Origin of the sequence: Acidisphaera sp. S103, assembly GCF_009765975.1 — a bacterium.
Lineage (GTDB): Bacteria > Pseudomonadota > Alphaproteobacteria > Acetobacterales > Acetobacteraceae > Rhodopila.
In genome coordinates, this window is record NZ_LMUJ01000064.1 from 169,800 (window position 1) to 188,112 (window position 18,313).

The 18,313-nt window shown below is 65.0% G+C and carries 18 protein-coding genes; 6 read left to right on the forward strand and 12 right to left on the reverse strand.

Annotated elements, in window-relative coordinates:
* Positions 1 to 44: 44 nt before the first annotated feature.
* A complete protein-coding gene (locus tag GSQ89_RS23010) occupies positions 45 to 1,163 on the reverse strand; it encodes an LLM class flavin-dependent oxidoreductase (protein ID WP_158929619.1) in 1,119 nt (372 codons plus the stop codon).
* 89 nt (positions 1,164 to 1,252) lie between these two features.
* On the opposite strand from GSQ89_RS23010, the gene GSQ89_RS23015 reads away from it, so the two are divergent.
* The 3 genes from GSQ89_RS23015 (at position 1,253) to GSQ89_RS23025 (ending at position 3,844) form a co-directional block, all read left to right on the forward strand.
* Positions 1,253 to 2,851: a GMC family oxidoreductase gene (locus GSQ89_RS23015; protein ID WP_158929621.1), complete on the forward strand. Its 1,599-nt coding sequence runs from the start codon at positions 1,253 to 1,255 to the stop codon at positions 2,849 to 2,851.
* A 7-nt stretch (positions 2,852 to 2,858) separates the two neighbouring features.
* Positions 2,859 to 3,308, forward strand: coding sequence for a hypothetical protein (locus tag GSQ89_RS23020; RefSeq protein WP_158929623.1), 450 nt, complete (start codon positions 2,859 to 2,861; stop codon positions 3,306 to 3,308).
* Positions 3,309 to 3,379: 71 nt separating this feature from the next.
* A complete protein-coding gene (locus GSQ89_RS23025; protein WP_158929625.1) occupies positions 3,380 to 3,844 on the forward strand; it encodes a nitroreductase family deazaflavin-dependent oxidoreductase in 465 nt (154 codons plus the stop codon).
* Positions 3,845 to 4,050: 206 nt separating this feature from the next.
* On the opposite strand, the gene GSQ89_RS23030 is transcribed toward GSQ89_RS23025, so the two are convergent.
* The 10 genes from GSQ89_RS23030 to GSQ89_RS23075 all read right to left on the reverse strand — a co-directional run bounded on the left by GSQ89_RS23030 (position 4,051) and on the right by GSQ89_RS23075 (position 14,115).
* The gene (locus tag GSQ89_RS23030; protein WP_158929627.1) at positions 4,051 to 4,848 is read right to left on the reverse strand and encodes a ThuA domain-containing protein; all 798 of its coding nucleotides are present in this window, start codon (positions 4,846 to 4,848) and stop codon (positions 4,051 to 4,053) included.
* A gap of 51 nt (positions 4,849 to 4,899) precedes the next feature.
* Positions 4,900 to 5,688 carry a class II aldolase/adducin family protein gene (locus GSQ89_RS23035; RefSeq protein WP_158929629.1) on the reverse strand — a complete coding sequence of 263 codons (789 nt, stop codon included), beginning with the start codon at positions 5,686 to 5,688 and terminating at the stop codon, positions 4,900 to 4,902.
* Between the two features lie 69 nt (positions 5,689 to 5,757).
* Complete coding sequence (locus GSQ89_RS23040; protein WP_158929631.1) at positions 5,758 to 7,356, reverse strand: GMC family oxidoreductase; 1,599 nt, start codon at positions 7,354 to 7,356, stop codon at positions 5,758 to 5,760.
* A gap of 89 nt (positions 7,357 to 7,445) precedes the next feature.
* A complete protein-coding gene (locus tag GSQ89_RS23045) occupies positions 7,446 to 8,282 on the reverse strand; it encodes an SDR family oxidoreductase (protein WP_216856342.1) in 837 nt (278 codons plus the stop codon).
* Between the two features lie 24 nt (positions 8,283 to 8,306).
* Complete coding sequence (locus GSQ89_RS23050) at positions 8,307 to 9,134, reverse strand: amidohydrolase (protein ID WP_158929633.1); 828 nt, start codon at positions 9,132 to 9,134, stop codon at positions 8,307 to 8,309.
* Between the two features lie 179 nt (positions 9,135 to 9,313).
* The gene (locus GSQ89_RS23055; protein ID WP_158929635.1) at positions 9,314 to 10,522 is read right to left on the reverse strand and encodes an acyl-CoA dehydrogenase family protein; all 1,209 of its coding nucleotides are present in this window, start codon (positions 10,520 to 10,522) and stop codon (positions 9,314 to 9,316) included.
* A gap of 39 nt (positions 10,523 to 10,561) precedes the next feature.
* The gene (locus GSQ89_RS23060; RefSeq protein ID WP_158929637.1) at positions 10,562 to 11,128 is read right to left on the reverse strand and encodes a carboxymuconolactone decarboxylase family protein; all 567 of its coding nucleotides are present in this window, start codon (positions 11,126 to 11,128) and stop codon (positions 10,562 to 10,564) included.
* A 65-nt stretch (positions 11,129 to 11,193) separates the two neighbouring features.
* A complete protein-coding gene (locus tag GSQ89_RS23065) occupies positions 11,194 to 12,357 on the reverse strand; it encodes an acyl-CoA dehydrogenase family protein (protein WP_158929639.1) in 1,164 nt (387 codons plus the stop codon).
* Positions 12,358 to 12,410: 53 nt separating this feature from the next.
* A complete protein-coding gene (locus GSQ89_RS23070; protein ID WP_158929641.1) occupies positions 12,411 to 13,190 on the reverse strand; it encodes an SDR family NAD(P)-dependent oxidoreductase in 780 nt (259 codons plus the stop codon).
* A 19-nt stretch (positions 13,191 to 13,209) separates the two neighbouring features.
* Positions 13,210 to 14,115, reverse strand: coding sequence for an NAD(P)-dependent oxidoreductase (locus GSQ89_RS23075; RefSeq protein ID WP_158929643.1), 906 nt, complete (start codon positions 14,113 to 14,115; stop codon positions 13,210 to 13,212).
* A 284-nt stretch (positions 14,116 to 14,399) separates the two neighbouring features.
* Between GSQ89_RS23075 and GSQ89_RS23080 the strand changes: the two genes are divergently transcribed.
* Genes GSQ89_RS23080 through GSQ89_RS23090 form a run of 3 tightly spaced genes read left to right on the forward strand, consistent with a single transcriptional unit; the run spans position 14,400 to position 16,658 of the window.
* Positions 14,400 to 15,161 carry a hypothetical protein gene (locus GSQ89_RS23080; protein WP_158929645.1) on the forward strand — a complete coding sequence of 254 codons (762 nt, stop codon included), beginning with the start codon at positions 14,400 to 14,402 and terminating at the stop codon, positions 15,159 to 15,161.
* 4 nt (positions 15,162 to 15,165) lie between these two features.
* Positions 15,166 to 15,981, forward strand: coding sequence for an amidohydrolase (locus tag GSQ89_RS23085; protein WP_158929647.1), 816 nt, complete (start codon positions 15,166 to 15,168; stop codon positions 15,979 to 15,981).
* Entirely contained in the window at positions 15,978 to 16,658 is a 681-nt protein-coding gene (locus GSQ89_RS23090) for a 4'-phosphopantetheinyl transferase superfamily protein (RefSeq protein WP_158929649.1), read from the forward strand. The genes GSQ89_RS23085 and GSQ89_RS23090 overlap by 4 nt, the downstream gene beginning before the upstream one ends.
* Here GSQ89_RS23090 and GSQ89_RS23095 read toward each other — a convergent pair.
* Positions 16,632 to 18,311, reverse strand: a complete 1,680-nt coding sequence (locus GSQ89_RS23095) for a cyclic peptide export ABC transporter (protein WP_158929651.1) — start codon at positions 18,309 to 18,311, stop codon at positions 16,632 to 16,634. The two genes, GSQ89_RS23090 and GSQ89_RS23095, sit on opposite strands and share 27 nt — an antisense overlap.
* Between the last annotated feature and the right edge of the window lie 2 nt (positions 18,312 to 18,313).

Sequence of the window (18,313 nt, forward strand, 5' to 3'; positions counted from 1 at the left end):
GAGGATGCTCAGGCCGCCGGGCGAAGAGTCCGCATCGACCACCGTTACGCCGCATGCATGCGGTCTGGATTGCGTTCGGCGAGAAGCGGCCGCACCCAGCGTCCGAAGCGCGTCGCTTCCTCATCGTGCAGGTAGCCGGACAGGCAGAACGATGTGCAGCCCAGGTCGATGAACTGCTGTAGCGTGTCGGCACACTGACGCGGATTGCCCACCACGACGATCCCAGCCCCCGGCCGCACCCGGGTCACCCCGGTCCACAGATGCGGGCCGATCAGGTCGCCATGCTCTTGCGCCAGTTGCTGCACCCGCTGGTTGGCGGCGGAGCCGGCATAATGGGTGCGAATGAAACGAGTCTGCGCCTCGGTCACGCCGCGCACCAGTTCATGCGCGGCGTCCCATGCCAGCGCCTCGGTCTCGCGGCACAGAATCTGCAGCCGCATGCCGAAGCCGATGGTGTCCGCCCTTCCATGCCGAGCCGCCATGCCGCGAATCTTGGTGATGTTGTCGGCGATGCGGTCCGGCGTGTCGCCCCAGAACAGATGGACGTCGGAATGCTTCGCCGAAAGCGCCCACGCCTCCGCCGACCCGCCGCCGAGGTAGAACCGCGGCACCCGCGACGGGTGGGGTGAGATGCGGGCGCCCTTCAAGGTGTGGAAACGGCCTTCGAAATGCACCGGCCCGCGCGTGGTCCACAGCGCCTTCATGATGGAGACGTCTTCTTCCATCAGCGCGTAGCGGTCTTCCTTGGCCATAACGATGCCCTCGGCCGCCGCGTCGGCCTCGCTCTGCCCGGCGATCAGGTTCACCGCCAGACGGCCGCCGGACAGCCGATCGAAGGTGGCGCCCATCTTCGCCAGTTGCACCGGGCTGACATAGCCGGGCCTGGCGGCGACCAGCGCCGTGATGCGTTTGGTCTTCGCCACCGCCATGGCCGCGCTGATCCAGGCTTCCCAGCAGGCGGCATCGACGGGAACCAGGAAATACTCGAACCCGGCGTCCTCGGCGGCGAGCATCACACGGTCGAACAACGCCGCCGATGGCGGAATGAACGCCTCGCGGTCGCCATAACACGTCGTGTCGCCCCAAGTGGGCAAAAACCATCCGAATTCGAGCGGTGTCCGCACGGCGGTGCTTCCCTTGTCGTCGGGACGACTGTAACGCATGCGGCGCGGGTCTGGCCAACCGTCTCGACCTTTTGCGATTCTGGAGGCATCCTTCCGCCCATAACAATTTGCCGGGCAGGGGCCGCCGCATGAACGAAATGGTGGATGTGTTGATCATCGGTTCCGGCGCGTCCGGCGCCGCGGCGGCGTGGAGCCTGGCCGACACGCGGATGCGCATTCTGTGCCTGGAACAGGGCGATTGGATGAAACCGTCCGACTTCCCGAGCAACGGGCGGGACTGGGAGGCTCGGCGATACGCCGATTTCGATATCAGCCCGAACCGGCGGGCGCGGGACACGGATTACCCGGTGAACGATGACAACTCCCCGATGAAGGTGGCCAACTTCAATGCCGTCGGCGGTGGGACCGTCATGTACACGGCGCATTATCCGCGCATGCACCCGTCGGATTTCCGGGTGCGCACGCTGGATGGAGTCGCCGACGACTGGCCGATCGACTACGCGACGCTGGAGCCGTTTTTCGCCGAGAATGACCGCATGATGGGCGTTTCGGGCCTGGCCGGCGACCCCGCCTATCCGCCGCATCAGCCGCCGATGCCGCCGCTGCCGCTGGGCAAGACCGGCGCCCGTTATGCCAAGGCGATGAACAAGCTGGGCTGGCACTGGTGGCCATCCGACACCACCATCGCGACCACCGAGTATGACGGCCGAGCGCCCTGCATCAACCTGGGTCATTGCACCCCCGGTTGCGCCCAGGGCGCGAAAGCCAGCACCGACATCACGTATTGGCCACATGCCATACGAGCAGGGGTGGAACTGCGGACCCGTTGCCGCGTGCGGGAGATTACCACCAACGAACATGGTATGGCCTCTGGTGCGATCTATTACGATGCCGACGGGGTCGAGCAGTTCCAACCCGCCGAAGTTGTCATCGTGGCCTGCAACGGCATCGGTACACCTCGGCTGCTGCTGAATTCGGCGTCGTCCCGGTTCCCCAACGGGCTGGCCAATTCCAGCGGCCTGGTCGGCAAGAACCTGATGCTGCACCCGTGGCCGCAGGTCTTCGGTTATGTCGACGAACGGGTGGATGGCGACCGAGCGCCAATGCTGTCGATATGGAGCAAGGAGTTTTACGAGACCGATCCGAACCGCGATTTCGTCCGCGGCTATACGCTGCAGTTCACCCGCGGCACCGGTATCGTCAACGAAGCGATCACCAGCGCCGCCGCCGGACGCCTGCCCTGGGGCCAGGACCACCACAGCACCTATCGCAAACTGTTTCACAAGCGGCTGCAAATCGGCATCGCCTGCGAGGATCTGCCGGAGGAGCACAACCGTGTCACGCTCGACCCGGTGCTGAAGGACAGCCACGGCATCCCGGCCCCGAGGATCGACTACGTCATCGCCGAAAACTGCCGCCGCATGATGGAACACGGCATCGCCCGAGCCGAGGAAATCCTGACCGCCGCCGGCGCTACCAACCTGCACGCGGCCCGTGTCGCGCTCAACAGTCCGGGTCATCTGCTTGGCACGGCCCGCATGGGGGATGATCCGGAACGTTCCGTCGTTAACGCGTGGGGCCGCAGCCACGACGTGAAGAACCTGTTCATCGTCGATGGCAGCATCTGGGTCACGTCCGGCGGCGTGAACCCTACCTCCACCATCCAGGCGCTGGCGCTGTATGTCGCGGACAGCATGAAGAAGCGCCTGGCCACTCTGTTCGATTGAGGCGGATATGCAGAACGAAATAACCCTTTCGGCCGAGGAAACCCGCGATCTGCGATGTGTCGCCGGCGTGATGATCCCGGCCAATGCTGAATTTGACGTGCCCGGCGCCGACGACGCCGCCATCTTCGCCGACATTGTGGCGTCCCTGGGCCGCGATTTCGCTGATGTGCGGCTGGCGCTCGGCAGGCTCGCGGCGCTGGGAGGCAGCCCGTTCGCCGACCTCGACGAAACACGCCGCCAAGCGGTGGCCGCATCGTTCCAGGCCGAAGCCGGCGCGCCGCTGGCCGCCCTGTCGCGGTCGGTGCTGCAATGCTACTACCGCGACGACCGGGTGATCCACTCACTCGGTATGGAACCCCGACCGCCGTTCCCCAAGGGACACGTGCTGGAACAGGGCGACTGGTCGTTGCTGGACCCCGTGCGTACACGGCCGAAAATGTGGCGCGACGTGCCGTAAAGCGGGGCGGTTGGCCGATGGGCGGGGAGCGACTATGGTCGGCGAAGCTGAACGTAGTAGGAGATATGGCGATGGCCGATGCAATACTCGCACCCAACCTGCCGCAATGGATGAAGGAACACACCGACCGCTATCTGGCCAGCGGCGGCACCGACGGGCATATGTACAAGATGACCCGTCCCGACATCGGCGAATTGACGGTGGCATCACTGCTGCTGATCACGAAAGGGCGTAAGTCAGGACAGTCCTACATTTTCCCGCTGTTCTACGGGGAAACCGGCAAGAGCTACTTCGTGATCGCCTCCAAGGGCGGCGCGCCGGAACATCCCGGTTGGTACCGCAATCTGCAGAGCAACCCGGAGGTCGATATCCAGGTCGGCACCAAAAAGATGAAGGCGCATGCCAGGACGACTTCTGGTGAGGAACGCGCTCGGCTTTGGAAGGATGCGGTTGCCTTCTTTCCGCCCTATGCCGACTACGAGGTCAAAGCGGGTGATCGGGAAATCCCCGTGGTGGTGCTGGATCCCGTCGGTTAGAGCGGTACCACCGTTCCGTCACCATGATGGCCGGGCGTGTCCCGGCCACCTTCGCATCGACGGACGAAGCGCGGATGGCCCGGACTTCGCCGGGCCATCACAGTGAGAGGGTGGCGGTTGGCAAATTCTTTTTCCCGGCATCGCCATTCTGATGCCTATGGGGCGCGTCTCACCCATAACGTATACGTTACGATGTGCCTCTGACGCTACGCGGTGCCCCAAGAAATGGCATTGCGCAGCAGCGTGGTGAAGGCGTCGGTATCCCACGCACCCCGCAGTGTGGCCGGCGTCGGATCCCCCGCCTGCGCCTGACGGGACGCTGGGCTATGACAGTGCCCAAGCGCAAAGTACGTCACACCACCCTGACCCACATCGCGCGTGTAGCCGAGAACACGGGTCCGGCCGTCGGGCTGCAGCGACGTATCGGCGGGATACAGGGTGCCGATGGCAGGCGACACAGCGTCGGGGCCATACTCCGCGGTCAGCAATATCCGGGTTGATCCCGGGTCTTGCAGTTCGATGAAATACGGTTCGTCCTCGACCAGAAACGAACCGCCGATCCCACGGGTCAGCGGATGATCGACGTCGCTGACGTCAACACGGAACCCGCAATACGGTGGATGGGTCAGGAAGAAACTTCCCAGCAGCGCGTGGTGCTCCGATTTCACCGTGCGGCGCTGGCGCACCCCCTCGACCCGCTCCGCACGGCCGCCGCTGGTGCCATGCAGGCCCAGCCAACGACCGCCTGATTCCAGCCAGGTCCGGATTGCTCGGCACTGCGCGGCATCGGGATGGGGACCAGCCACGTAGGTGACCAGCAACCGACTGACCGGCAGCCATTTTTCGACATCGGAAAAATCGTTGCCGACCGACGCCGGAACGTTCGCCTCCGCGAGCAATTCCAGCAGACGCAATCGCGCATAATCGTGGTCATGCCCGGCGGCCGAACCGGGTGGGAAACCGCCGGCGATCAGATGGGTTCGGCGGGGTTTGCTGTCTGTCATGGGGACTCCTCGCGGAAGGCGTGGCGGCTTCGACCGCCGCCACGCGTGATCCTACGCCGCGTAACCCGGATCCTCACGATCCAGCTTGCGGCGGAACGCGGCCCATTCCAGATGCGCACCGGGCGACCGGCTGCCCTCGCTGTACATCTTGGCACCGATGGCGCTGGTCCGGTCGATCGCGTCCTGGGATGGGAAGTGGATGCCCGATCCGGCCTGTGCCGCCAACTGGATTTCGCAAGCCCGCTCCACGCGCCCGAGGAGGACGAACGCCTCACCCATGGTGCGGCCGGCGGTCAGGGTGCCGTGATTGCGTAGGAACAGGATGCTGCCGTCGGCGATGTCGCGGACGAGGCGGCGGCGTTCGTCGTCGTCGCTCGCGGGGCCTTCATAGTCGTGGTAGCGCACGCGGCTCATCAGGATCAGCGCGTTCTGCGAAATCGGCAGCAGCCCATCCTTCTGCGCGGAAATCCCGGCGCCGGCGGACGAATGCAGATGCATCACCGAAGCGATGTCCGGCCGAGCGGCCAGGACCGCGCCGTGAATGACTTCGCCGGCCTTGTTGATGCCATGCGGACTGTCGCTGAGGATATTGCCCTTGGTGTCCAGCTTCACCAGCGAAGACGCGGTGATTTCCTCGAAGAACAGGCCCAGCGGATTAATCAGGTACTGATCGGTCGTTCCGGGCACGCGCAGCGAGAAATGATTGCCCAGCATGTCGTGCCAGCCGAAGCGGGCGGCCAGGCGATAGGCGGCGGCGAGATCGAGCCTGGCTTCCCATTCCTGCGGGGAGAAACCATGCTTGTTCTCTCGGAGATTGGTGATTTGCGTTGCGGCGGACATGGGTTTTTCCTTCCTGAATGCATGCGATCGAGACCCAGCCTGGGACGGCTCGCCCGCTTAGTCAACAAACTACGCCGCTGCCAGCACCAGCCGCGATGCCTTCTCACCGATCATGATGGACGGCGCGTTGGTATTGCCGGACGTCAGCGTCGGCATGATGGAGGCATCGGCCACGCGCAGTCCTTCCATGCCATGCACCCGAAGCTGGTCGTCCACCACCGCCATCGGGTCCGATCCCATCTTGCAGGTGCCAACGGGATGATAGGTGGTCTCGGCATTGTTCCTGGTCCAGTCAAGCAATTCATCATCCGACTGGATATTGATACCGGGCGTGATTTCGCTGGTGGCGATACCCTGCATGGCGGGCGCGTCCATGATGCGGCGGGTGATGCGCATCGCCTCCAGGGTAACCTCCCGATCCAGTTGCGCGCTGAGGAAGTTGAAACGAATCGCCGGCGGCCGGTTCGGCGATTTCGAAGATACGTGGATGCTGCCGGTGCTTTCCGAACGCAGGATGTTCATGATGGCGGTCATCCCGGATTGTTTCGCCAGCTGGAAATTCGCCCCCACCAGGAACGGCACGAACGAAATCGCCGCATCAGGCGCATCCAGCCCCGCCCGCGTGCGGATATAGGCCCTGATCGGCGCGGCGGGCAGACCCAGCAAGCCCTTGTGGGTCAGACCGTATTTCAGCGCCTGCCAGACCAGACCCAAGCCCCGCGCCTTGTCGTTGTAGGTCATGCCGAGGCCGGGCGAGACCGCCCATTTCATGCGCGGTGCGTAATGGTCGCGCAGATTCTCGCCGACGCCCTTCAACTCGTGCCGGACTTCGATGCCGAGGCCTTGCAGTCGGTCCGGCTGTCCGATGCCGGACAGTTCCAGCAATTGCGGCGAGTTGATCGATCCGCCGCTGACGATCACCTCCCGGTTCGCCCGCGCTTCGACGGATTGCCCGTTCAGCGTGTACCGCACCCCGACGCAGCGTTTGCCTTCCAGCAGCAGGGATTCCGTCAACGCGTTGGCTTGGATCGTCAGGTTCGGACGGCTGCGGGCGGGGTCGAGGTAGCAGACCGCCGTGCTCATGCGGCGGCCTTTGCGGATGGTGGCCTGGGTCATGCCGATGCCGTCCTGAGACGCGCCGTTATAGTCCTTGGTGTAGTTGATGCCGACCTGACCGGCGGCCTTGATCAGGGCGTCGTACAGCGGGCCGGATTCGTTGCTTTCGGTGACCTTCAGCAGACCGTCGCGGCCGCGATATTCGTCGTCCGCCTCGCCCTGGTAGCTTTCCATGTCGCGGAAAATCGGCAGCACCTCGCGGTAGCTCCAGCCACGATTCCCCAGTTGCGCCCAGGTGTCGTAGTCCTGCGACTGGCCACGCACGAATACCATGCCGTTGATCGACGACGATCCACCCAGCAGCTTGCCGCGCGGGATGGGGACACGGCGCTGGCCGGTGCCGGCGTCGGGCTCCGACGAATACAGCCAGTTGGCAGCCGGGTTTTCGATCAGCTTGGCGAAACCGACCGGAATGCGCGACCAGGGATGGCTCTCCCGTCCGGCTTCCAGCACCAGCACCTTGTGCTTGCCATTGGCGCTGAGGCGGTTGGCCAGCACCGATCCCGCCGATCCCGCGCCGACCACGATATAGTCGAAGACCTGGTTGTCCATTTTTGTTTCCCCCGACGGCGTCTTCTAGAGCATGATCGCGCTGGGCGGAACGTCCAGAGCGCGTGAATCATGCGATCAAACAAAACGCTCTAGTAACTCGGTTTCGCCGGAAACGGCGTCAGTTGCAGCTCATGGGTCCAGCAGGACCGGTCCTGGGTATGCAGGTAGTAGAACGCCTCGGCAATCTTGACCGGGTTCATCACCATATCAGGCTGCTTCTGCGATTTCGGCAGCGCCCTGGTGCCGGGCGAATCGATGGTGCCGTCGATCACCACATTCGCCACATGCACGCCGTGTTCGGAGTATTCCTCGGTCAGCACCTGCGCCAGCGTGCGCATCATCACCCGGGGATAATACAGCGACTGTCCCGTCAGCCGCTTGCGCCCGCGCAGCGAACTGGAGTTGTTGGAGAAGAAAAATGACCCTGCGCCGCGCTTCCGCATCGCCGGCAGCACTTCCTTGGCGACGAGAAAGGGGCCCCGGCTGGCGATATGCATGGCGGTGTCCAGCATTTCCACCGAAATGTATTCGAGCAGTTCTTTCTCCGGCGGCAGATCGCGGCCTTCCAGGTAACCGGCGTTGTAAACCAGCACGTCCGGATCGCCGGCCTCCTGGCGGATCGTGGCGAACGCCGATGCGATGGACTGTTCGGAAACAAGATCCATCTCGACGATCATGCAGTCACCGCCTTGCGTTTTGATGGCATCGGCCAGCGCCGCCGCGTTGGCTCGCGCGCGGGTGGTCAGCACGACACGGAAACCTTCCTGCGCGAATTTCTGTGCGATGGCGCCGCCAATGCCCCAGCGGACTCCGACGGGCAGGTGGCTGTCGTCCAGGGTCTTGCCGTGCGCCAGCTTGGTGTTACGGCCGTCGGATTGCCATTTGGAGGTGGCACCGACGACAACGGCGATGGGTTTTTGGGCCATTGGGATCGTTTCCTTTTGCTTTGTTCAGGCGCTGCGATTCCAGCCCCACCAGGCGCAGAGCGCACCGCCCATGATAAGTTTTTTGTCCTGGTCGTTGAGCCAGGGGAGTTCTTCCGTGAACATCGTTACGCATTGGTGCCAGGAACACGGCATTTTGGTGATGTCGGTGCCCCAGAACATACGGTGGGGACCGAAGGCGTCGTAAATTTGTCTCAGGTAGGTGTGCATTTTCGGGAACGGGTAGGGTTCGCTGGAATAGCCCGGCGCGCCGGTGGCTTTGACCGCCACGTTGGGGAATTTTGCCAGGGCCAGCAGCGCGGGTATGTGGGTCATGGCCTCGGCGTCTTTTAGGGTGGTCAGGCCGCCTCGGCCGCCGAGATGATCAATGGTCAGGCGCAGGCCCGGATGGCGCTGGGCGATACGGGCGATGTCCGTCAGGGAGTCCGTTGCCAGCATGGCGATGGGGATGCCGGCTTTCTCGGCCTCGGCCCAGAGCCAGTCGATGGTGCCGTCGGCGAGCCACTGGCGGGCGGGGTCGTGCAGGAAGGTGTAACGCAGACCCAGCATGCCGGGTTGATTTTTGTGGGTGGCGATGCGGGTGCGAGAGCTGGGTTGATCGAGGGGTAGAGACCCCATGATGGCGAAGCGGCCGGGGTAGTCCCGGGTGGCCTGAACGGCCATTTCGGTGGCGTTGGGATCCCAGCCAGGGGGATGGATAACGGCGGCGTCCACCCCGCCCTCGTCCATCAGAGCGATGGCCTCCGCGGGGGTAAAGTGGGTGATCTGCCGGTGCGACAAGTTGCTGGGGAGGCCGGTTCCCCAGGTGTGGATTTGGGCGTCAACGATCTGCATGGCGTTCCTCCCCTTCGTTGTCTATGCGTCGGAGAAGGGTAGCTTAAACAGAATGTCCGGCATACAGGCGGCGTCCGACGGACATTGTCGCGTTTTCATCCGAACAACGCCGGAGAACATAGAGATCGACAACACTTCGCTACGGCGCCAGCACGACTGGGGCTGTTATTGGAAGACAATTACCGTAGCCGAGACCCCGGGTCCATGCCGAGGAACGCCCGGCCGCCGATCGGATACCACTCCGGCGCGATCGTGGCCGTCTGGCCGACGACGTGCAGGTCGCGCCAGCATTCGGCCAGGCGAGTCTCGCGCTTGAAGGACGTGCTGCCGCCGTGGCGATAGACCAAATCCATCGCGTCCCGGGCGTTGTCGGCGGCGTAGACGGCCGCCAAGCGGCAGCGGGCCCGCTGCTCCAGCGTGGTTTCGCGGCCGGCGGCGATGGTATTCCACAGTTCGGCGATCATCGCGCTGCGGTAGATGCGGCCGGCGTTCAGCATCGCGTCGGCTCGGCCGGCGGCGTCCTGGACTTGCGGATTGTCGCAAAGGCGGCCGGTGCGCCCGCGGGGCATTTTCTCGACGGCCAGTTCGAGCAGCGCGTCGATGCCGGCTCGGGCGATGCCGGTGATGACAGAGCTGTGGTGGGGGCCGACCCAAGCCTGGCTGGGCAGGGCGTAGGTGATGCCGGGCCAGCGCGCCCATTGGTTGTCCAGCGGCACGCCGGCATGAACCATGGTGCGGCGTTCCGGCAGGAAGACATTTTCCACCTTCCAGTCGAAGCTACCGGTGCCGCGCAGGCCGGTCACGTCCCAGCTTCCGGGGACGACGTTGGCCTCGGCACGGGGAAAGACGCCGCGCCAGAACAGCGGAGCGCCATCGGGGCGGCGGCGCGGCTGGCCGTCGTCGAGGATTTGGAAACTGCCCAGCATCCAGGCGCTTTCCTGGCAGCCGGTGCCGAAGGTCCAATGGCCGTTGATGCGGTAGCCGCCCTCCACCGGTGTTGCCTCGCCGCCGCCCTGCACGGCGGTGCCGGCAATGATGGACGGGCTGGACCCGTGGACTTCCTGCACACCCTCGTCGGGCAAACCGAGCGTCACGAGTTGGCCGATGCTGTTGTTGCAGACGTTCCAGCCGACGGAGCCGGCGCCCTCGGCCAGCAGTTCGACGACGCGCAGATAGGTCAGCGGATCGACCTGCAGGCCACCCAGCGCGCGCGGGATCACCATCCGGTAGAAGCCGGCGGCGTGCAGTTGCGCGACCAGTGCTGATGGCAAGCGTTGTTCGCGCTCGATCTCCTCATGGTAGTCGCGCAGCATGGGCCGCATCGCGGCGGCGGCCTGGACCAGGGGCTGGGAGTCGATATCGGCTGACAAGCGAGTCTCTTCGTCCATGGGTTACTCCTGCCGTCGTTTCTTGTTGGGAATGCCCTTTTACGCCGCTGGGGATGCCAGGCCGTCGGGTGGCCAGGGGGTCAGGTCGCTCGTCAGCGGGATGCGCAAGTTGCGAAACAGCATCGAGAACGCCATCCAGTTGCCCATGGCGATGATGAATTCCACCTGCTGGCCGGGATCGGTGACGTGTTTGGCGATCTCGGACCAGGCGGCGTCCGAAATGGATTTGCCGGCGAGGCATTCATCGGTGGCGGCCAGGATCGCCCTGTCCGCCGGGGTCAGCCGGCGGGAATTTTGCCAGTCGCGCACGGCCAGGATGTCGTCGGGCGGGATGCCGGCGGTAGTGGCCACGCGCCAATGCTGCGTCCATTCGTACGCCGATCCGGTGACCCAGCCGATCCGCATGATCATCAGTTCGCGCAGGCGCGTATCGAACTTGTTGTTCTCCAGCAGTTGGATCAACTGGCTGAAGGCCACCCTGGCGACGCCGGGATTGTTGGCGACGACGCGGAATGCCTCGCTTTGGGTGCGGCGCGCGGGCAGGCCCATGGCGTCGCCGAGTTCTCGGGCACGTTCCAACGAAACCATCGGTACGCGTGACGTCATCGCCGCTCTCCCTTTGTCGTTTTGCCGATGGTGGTTCGGCTTGCGCCTTGGCGCAACCCTGGCTGTCACCAGCCGGGGTCGCCGGGACGCAAACCGAGCAGCACCTTGCCGGCAGATTCGAAGTAGAGCGGCAGGGCGGCGGCATGCTGCACGGCGACGTGGACGTCGCGAAACGCGCATTCCAGCGGCAGGCGGGTGTAGATCGCGTTGGTACCCGCCGCGTGAAAAACCTTGTCCACGGCACGAACGGATTCATGCATGGCATGCACGATCGCCAGCCTGCCCTGGGCGATGGCGTGATCCGATGGGGTCTCGCCGGCGGATAGCGTTTGCCACAGCGTTCCGACGGCGTCGAAGACGTAGGCTCGGGCGGCGTTGACTATGGCGTCGGCCTCGGCGATGCGGGTTTGCACCATCGATCGGTCGCGCAGCAGGTTGGCGGACATGGTGGACGCCTCGATGGCGGCGATTTCGGCCAGGCTGTCGATTGCACCGCGGGCGATGCCCAGGGCGTTCGCGGCGGACGGTGTCCACAGATGCACGTACCAGGCGCGCTGGTTGTAGAGCGGGCCGGTTTCGAGGGGCGGCGAGTCCGACGGGCAACTGCGAGCGGCTGGCACGATGACGTCGTCGACGGTGAAGTCCTGGCTGCCGGTGCCGCGCATGCCCATGACGGACCACGTGTCGACGATAGTCACGGACTCGCGGGGCACCCACACCGCGCGCAGGACCGGTGTGCCGGTTGGCGTCTGCTCCGGCTTGTCACCGTCCATCATGATGCAGGTGCAGTATAGCCACCGCGCGTTCTGAATGCCGCTGGCAAAATTCCAACGGCCCTTAACGCGATAGCCGCCCGGTACCGCCCACGCTCGGCCGCCGGGACGAGCGGATCCGGCGCCGCGGTAGTCGGCTGGGGTGCCGGCGAGGTCTCGCCCGACTTCGGCCGGCAGGCGCGCGGTATTCATCGACAGCGCGGTGGCGATCATGGCGCACCAACCGACCGATCCGTCGGCTTTCGACAGTTCCTCGACGACGCGGAAGGCAGTCAAAGGCGGCGTTTCAGGGCCGCCCATCGAGCGCGGCAGGTACATCTGGTAGATGCCTGCCCGCGTGATCTCCGCCGCCAGGGCAGGCGGCGTCTGGCGCAGTTGTTCCGCCTGGTCGCGAGCGTCCCGCACGGCGGGGGCCAGACGTTTGGCGACGGCGACGATATCTTGGTCTTCGGTCATGGGTGCGTTCTCTCCTGTTCGCACCCTGACCAAAGTTTCGCCGCCCGACCAGACTAATCCAGGATCAGGCCGCCATCGACGTTGAAGGACTGGCCGGTGATGTTGCGCGCGCCGGCGGATGCCAGGAAGACGACCATGGCAGCGATGTCCTCGGGGTCGTTCACCCGATTCAACGGCACGAACGCCGCTCGGCGTCGTTCCATTTCTTCAATGGATACGCCTTCCTGTTGCGCGCGCACGGACAGATTAGCGTCGGACAGCGCCGTGCGGGTCACGCCCGGGCAGACCGAGTTGACGGTGATGTCGTGTTTTGCCAGTTGCAGGGCCGCGAGTTTGGTCATGCTGATGACGGCGCCTTTGCTGGCGGCATAGGCGGCGTTGGAGGCGCCCACATAGCCCTTCCCGGCGATCGAGGCGATGTTGATGATGCGGCCGCCCTTCCGAACAATCATCTCCCGCGCGACACGTTGCAGGCAGAAGAAGACGCCCTTCGCGTTGACGCGATGAATGCGATCCCAATCCTGCTCCGTAACGTCCATGATGTCCGCTCGGCGGGTCACGCCGGCGTTGTTCACCAGGATGTCGATCTGGCCGAACGCCGCCAATGCTTCGCGCACCATGCGGTCGATCTCTTGCAGGTCGCCGACATCGGCCTGCACCGCCAACGCGCGGCGTTGCCTGGAGGTAATGGCTTCGGTGGTCGCGTGGGCGTGTTGGCCGGCGATGTCGGCGACGACGACATGCGCACCGGCCTCGGCCAGCGCGATCGCCGCCGCCCGGCCGATCCCCTGCCCCGCGCCGGTGACCAGCGCGACTTTGTTGGTTAGGTTCATGGTGTTTCCTCCTTGTGGCTTACGGCTGCTTCTTTGCGATCTTGGTGCCGCCCGCTTCCTCATAGAAGCGCAGCATTTCGTGGATGTCGCCGTTGCGGCCGAACCGTTCGATGCCCATGCGATAATTGCGCAGGATCAGCGGCGTCAGCGTCAGGTGCGCGAAACTGGCACCGGCCAGTTCCGCTGCCAGGGCCACGTCTTTTTCCATCAGCGCCATCGTGAAACGGGCCTCGAAATTGTCGGTGAGGATGTTGTTCGGGAATACCGCCAACGTTGCGCTGTTACGGCCGGAGGATTTGTTGATCATGTCCACCACGATGGCGGGATCGAGGCCGTTGGCGGCGGCGATGCCCACGGCTTCAAACGCCAGCAGCCGGTTGGCGGCGGACATCATGTTGTTCACCGCCTTCAACGTGTGGCCGGCGCCCAGCGGCCCGACATGCGCGGTGTTCGGGCTGATCACGGACAGCACCGGCGCGACGCGGGCGTACTGCTCCGCCGAACCGCCGACCATGATGGCGATCGTTCCGGCGTCGGCGCCTTGCGGCCCGCCGCTGACCGGGGCGTCGATCAGGGTGATGCCGAGTTTCTCCAGATCAGCCGCCATGGCACGTGTGGCGACAGTGGCACCGGACGTCTGATCGGCGATCAGGGCGCCCGGCTGCAGGCCGCGGATCAGGCCGTCGTTGTCGCCGAAAATCACCTCTTTCACCTGTGCCGACGTGGGCAGGCAGGTCAGCACGATGTCGGATGCAGCCCCCACCTCGGCCGGCGAGGCGGCCACCGTCGCGCCTAGCGCGGCAAACGCCGCACACCGTTCCGGGGATAGGTCGAAAACGGTCAGCTTGTGCTCGCGCACCAGGCGACGGGCGAGCGCGCCACCCATCACGCCAAGGCCAATATAGCCGATGCGGGGTTTATCCATGTGCCGGTTCCTCTCAGGTTCCGGCGCAGGGTAGTCGGGTCGGGGAAGCAAGGCGAGGGGCGCTGCCCCTTCGAACCCCGTCAAAGGCGGAGCCTTTGAAATCCATTTATTTTGGGATTGGGGTGGGGAGGGGCCAACTCGGTTGTTGCAACATCGACGTCGGCCCCTCCCCACCCCAATCCCAAAGTAGTGGTTCCAAGGGGCCTCGCCCCTTGGCGGGTCCAGGGCGGCGCCCTGGCCTTTCTTCCCTCACCAAGCTACTCTGTCGTCCAGGGAGACAGCCAATGAACGATACCCAAACGCTTTCGCAGCGCGCCGATGCCCTGGAAGACAAGATGAGCCGGGAGCTGGACCATATCGTCATCAAGTCGCGGCTCTACAGCATGGCCGAGGGCGACATGGGTCCGCCGGCCAATGCCAATGCCCTGATGGCCAAGAACCCGAATGCGCGGGTGCTGATGGGCGACGACCCGCGGCTGCCGGCAATGCCGGAAAAGCCGACCCTGATGGACTTTTTCAAATACCGCTTTGGACCGGCGGCGCACCTGCTGCAAAGTGCTCGGCACGCGGTCAAGGCCGGGCTGCCGGACAACATGGTGCTGGCCTGCCTGCTGCATGATATCTCGACGATCGGCTTCATCCGCGGCGACCATGGCTACTGGGGTGCGCAACTGGTGGAACCCTATGTCGATGAGGAAGTGACCTGGGCCATCAGGGCGCACCAGGTGCTGCGGTTCTATCCCGATGCGTCGGTGGGTTATGAGTATCCGCAAGCCTACATCAAGGCTTTTGGCGCCGACTATCAGCCCGACCCGTATGTCGAGGATGACTACAACCGGATGCGCAACCATAAATGGTATATGTCGGGCCGGATGATCACGGTGCACGATATCTACTCGTTCGATCCGAATGTCGTGGTGGAGCTTGAGGAATTCACCGATGTGATCGGGCGGAATTTCCGCCAGCCGGAACAGGGGCTGGGGTTCGACAACAGCCCGGTGGCGCATATGTGGCGAGCAATGATCCGTCCGGCGAAGTATCTGTAGCGTCATGCTGATCGTCGATGCGCAGATCCACATCTGGGAAAAGGGAACGCCACCGGCGCATCACCGGCAGGAACCGTTTTCCATGCAGCAAGCGCTCGCCGGCATGGATGAGGCGGGGGTAGACCGAGCGGTGATTCAGCCGCCGATGTGGGACCCGGATTCGAATGAATTGGCGGTCGAGGCAGTGCGTGCGAATCCGGATCGTTTCGCCATCCTGGGGTGGTTTCCGGTGGAACGGCCGGAAAGCCGACGCCTGGTGGACACATGGAAAAGCCGGCCCGGCATGTTGGGTTTGCGCTTCTACTTCGTGCAGCCGCATGAGCGGACTTGGCCGACCGACGGCACGCTCGACTGGCTGTGGCCGGCGGCGGAGCGAGCCGGCGTGCCGGTGTCGCTGGCGGCGGCGACGTTCCTGCCGCTGGTCGGGCAGATCGCCGAACGGCATCCAGGATTGAAACTGATCATCGACCATCTGGGCGTTCCGCGCGCCACCAAGGCACCGGAGTCCTATCGGTATCAGCCGGAATTGCTTGCGCTGGCGCGGTATCCGAACATCGCCGTCAAGGCGACGGGCCAGGCGGGCTATGCCATCGACGAATATCCGTTCCGGGGTATTCATACGCACCTGCACCGCGTGTTCGATGCGTTCGGACCGGAGCGGATGTTCTGGGGGACGGATATCACTCGGATGTCGTGCTCCTGGCGGCAATGCGTCACGCTGTTTACGGAGGAACTGCCCTGGCTGTCCGGGCGTGACCTAGAGCTGGTGATGGGACGAGCGTTCTGCGATTGGATCGGCTGGGATCTGCCGCCGGCGTGAAACTGGGCCTGTTCCTGACTGCTGTTTCTGCGGATGACGACCGTTACGTCGCGGGCTTGCTCGATCGGCTGGACGACGCGGAACGGACGCGTGCCGCCCATTTCGCCTTCGATCGGGACCGGCGGACGTATGTTGTCGCGCATGCGCTGTTGCGGCATGCGTTGGACTTGCAGGCGGGTGCTCGGCCGTGGCGGTTCGTGGCGGATGCCTATGGGAAGCCGCATCTTGATCCGCCGTGCGACGATATCCGGTTCAGCCTGTCGCACACCAATGGGATGGTGGCGGTCGCTCTGGCGCAGGGACAGGACGTTGGGGTGGATGTCGAGGCTGCCGGCCGCGATCCGGATGAGGCCGCTCTCGCGTCGCTCGCGCTGGCGCCGGAGGAAGTCGCCGATCTCGATGGGTTCGCTGACCGGCGTGGGCGCTTGCTGCAGCTTTGGGTCGCCAAGGAGGCGCTGGCCAAGGCCATTGGCGAGGGATTGTCGTTGCCGCTGCAACAAGTCGTGCTGCGGGGCAATCCGTTGCGTGTGGAGGCGATGCCGGATGGCTATGGCGCGGCGTCGACGTGGTGGCTGCGCACCGAATGGCTAGGCACGCATTGGCTGGCGTTGGCAGCGGGGTGCGCGCCATCGGATGTGGAGTGGGCAGAACTATCCGTTGCCGACCTGGTCGGATAAGGACGGTGTGACTTCCCGCAACTGCCCTTCGTCCATCACCAACCGGCGGTCCGCCGCGTCGAAGTAGTCGTCGTCATGGGTCACGGCGAGAATGGTCAGGCCCTCGGCCCGCAGCGCGGGCAGGATTTCCCGGTAGAACCGGCGGCGGAATTCGGGGTCCTGGTCGGCGGCGAATTCGTCCAACACCAGCACGGGTCGGCGTTCCAGCAGGGCAACGACCAGGGCGAGGCGCTTGCGCTGGCCGGTGGACAGCGCGGTGGTGCTGAACCCCCCGTCGCGCACGGTGACGATGCCCTCCAGATCGACCGAGGCGATCAGGTCTCGGGCGCGCGCCATGTCCTCCGGCGGGACGCCCCACAGTCGCGGCGACAGATGAAAGTCCGAGAACACCACGGCCATCATTTCGCGCAGCGCGATGTCGCCGGGTGCCAGCGTCCGCCCGTTCAGCGCGACCACGCCGGCCATCGGCGGATACAGGCCGGCCAGCACCTTGATCAGCGTGCTCTTCCCTGCCCCGTTGCCGCCGGACAGGAACATCACCTGCCCTCGCGACAGTTCGAAGTCGATCGGGCCGATACCGAAACCCGGACTGCCGTCGGCTGCCTGGTGACGGAAGGTGACGCCGCGGAGCGCGAGGCTTTCGAACTCAGGTGGCGGTGGTTCGGCTTCGGGTTCGGCGTGCGGTTCGGGTTCGACCGGCAGCAGTGACAGTTGGTGTTGCAGGGTCAGCAGGCGATCGGCGGCGGCCTCGGCGAACGCCACCGTCGTTACGCCTTGCAACAGGTTACCGATCGCGCCCAGGACGAACAGCAGCACCATGGTCGCCTTGGCCACCGTGGGGCCGCCCAGCCCATAGCGCGGCAGGATCCAGATCATCGCGCCCAGCAGCAGGAAGAACATCATCTGGCCGAACAGCGTCATGCCGCCGATGCCCTCCTGCGCCAGCCGCCGTGTGCCAGCCGCTCGGGCGCTCATGCCGTCGACATGGGCGCGTAAGGCGATGCTCATGGCGGCGTTCTGTTTCAACTGGGCGGATCCGCGCAGCGCGTCCTCCAGTCCTTCCAGGGTTTCCTGGTCCTGCTTGCCGGCCTCGGCCAAGGCGGCGCCCATCAGGCGCAGCCGGCGCAGGTAGGCGAAGGCGGCCAGCGTCACCCCCAGCGTACCAAGGGCGAAGGCGGTGGTGGACAGCAGGAATAGGTAGATCACCGCGAACAGCAGTTGCAACGCCGCCTGGGCACCGCTGACCACCGGCACCGCGGCAGCCGAGATCGTCTGCACATCGCCCGCCAGCACGCTGACCAGACGGGCCCGGCCGAACCGCTCGAAGGTGGCGAGGTCGGTGCGGGCGACGCGGTCCAGAAGGTTCAGCCGCAGGCGGGACAGGATGCCCTCGACTTCCCGTTCAGTGACCTTGGCGACGCGGATCTGGCCGACGGCGTAGACGGCGACGGCGCCCAGCAGCAGCGCAAGCTGGCCCAGCGGATGACTGGCGCCACCGCGGCCCACGGTGCCGAGCACGCCCAGGATCGCGGCGTTGGCCAGGCCGGCAATGGCTGACAGCAGCAGCAGCGGCCTTGGGCGTGCGCGCAGTTCCGGGCCGATTAGTTGCCACAGCCGCGACACTGGGCGCCTGGCCTCCGCCGGGTCGGTCACGG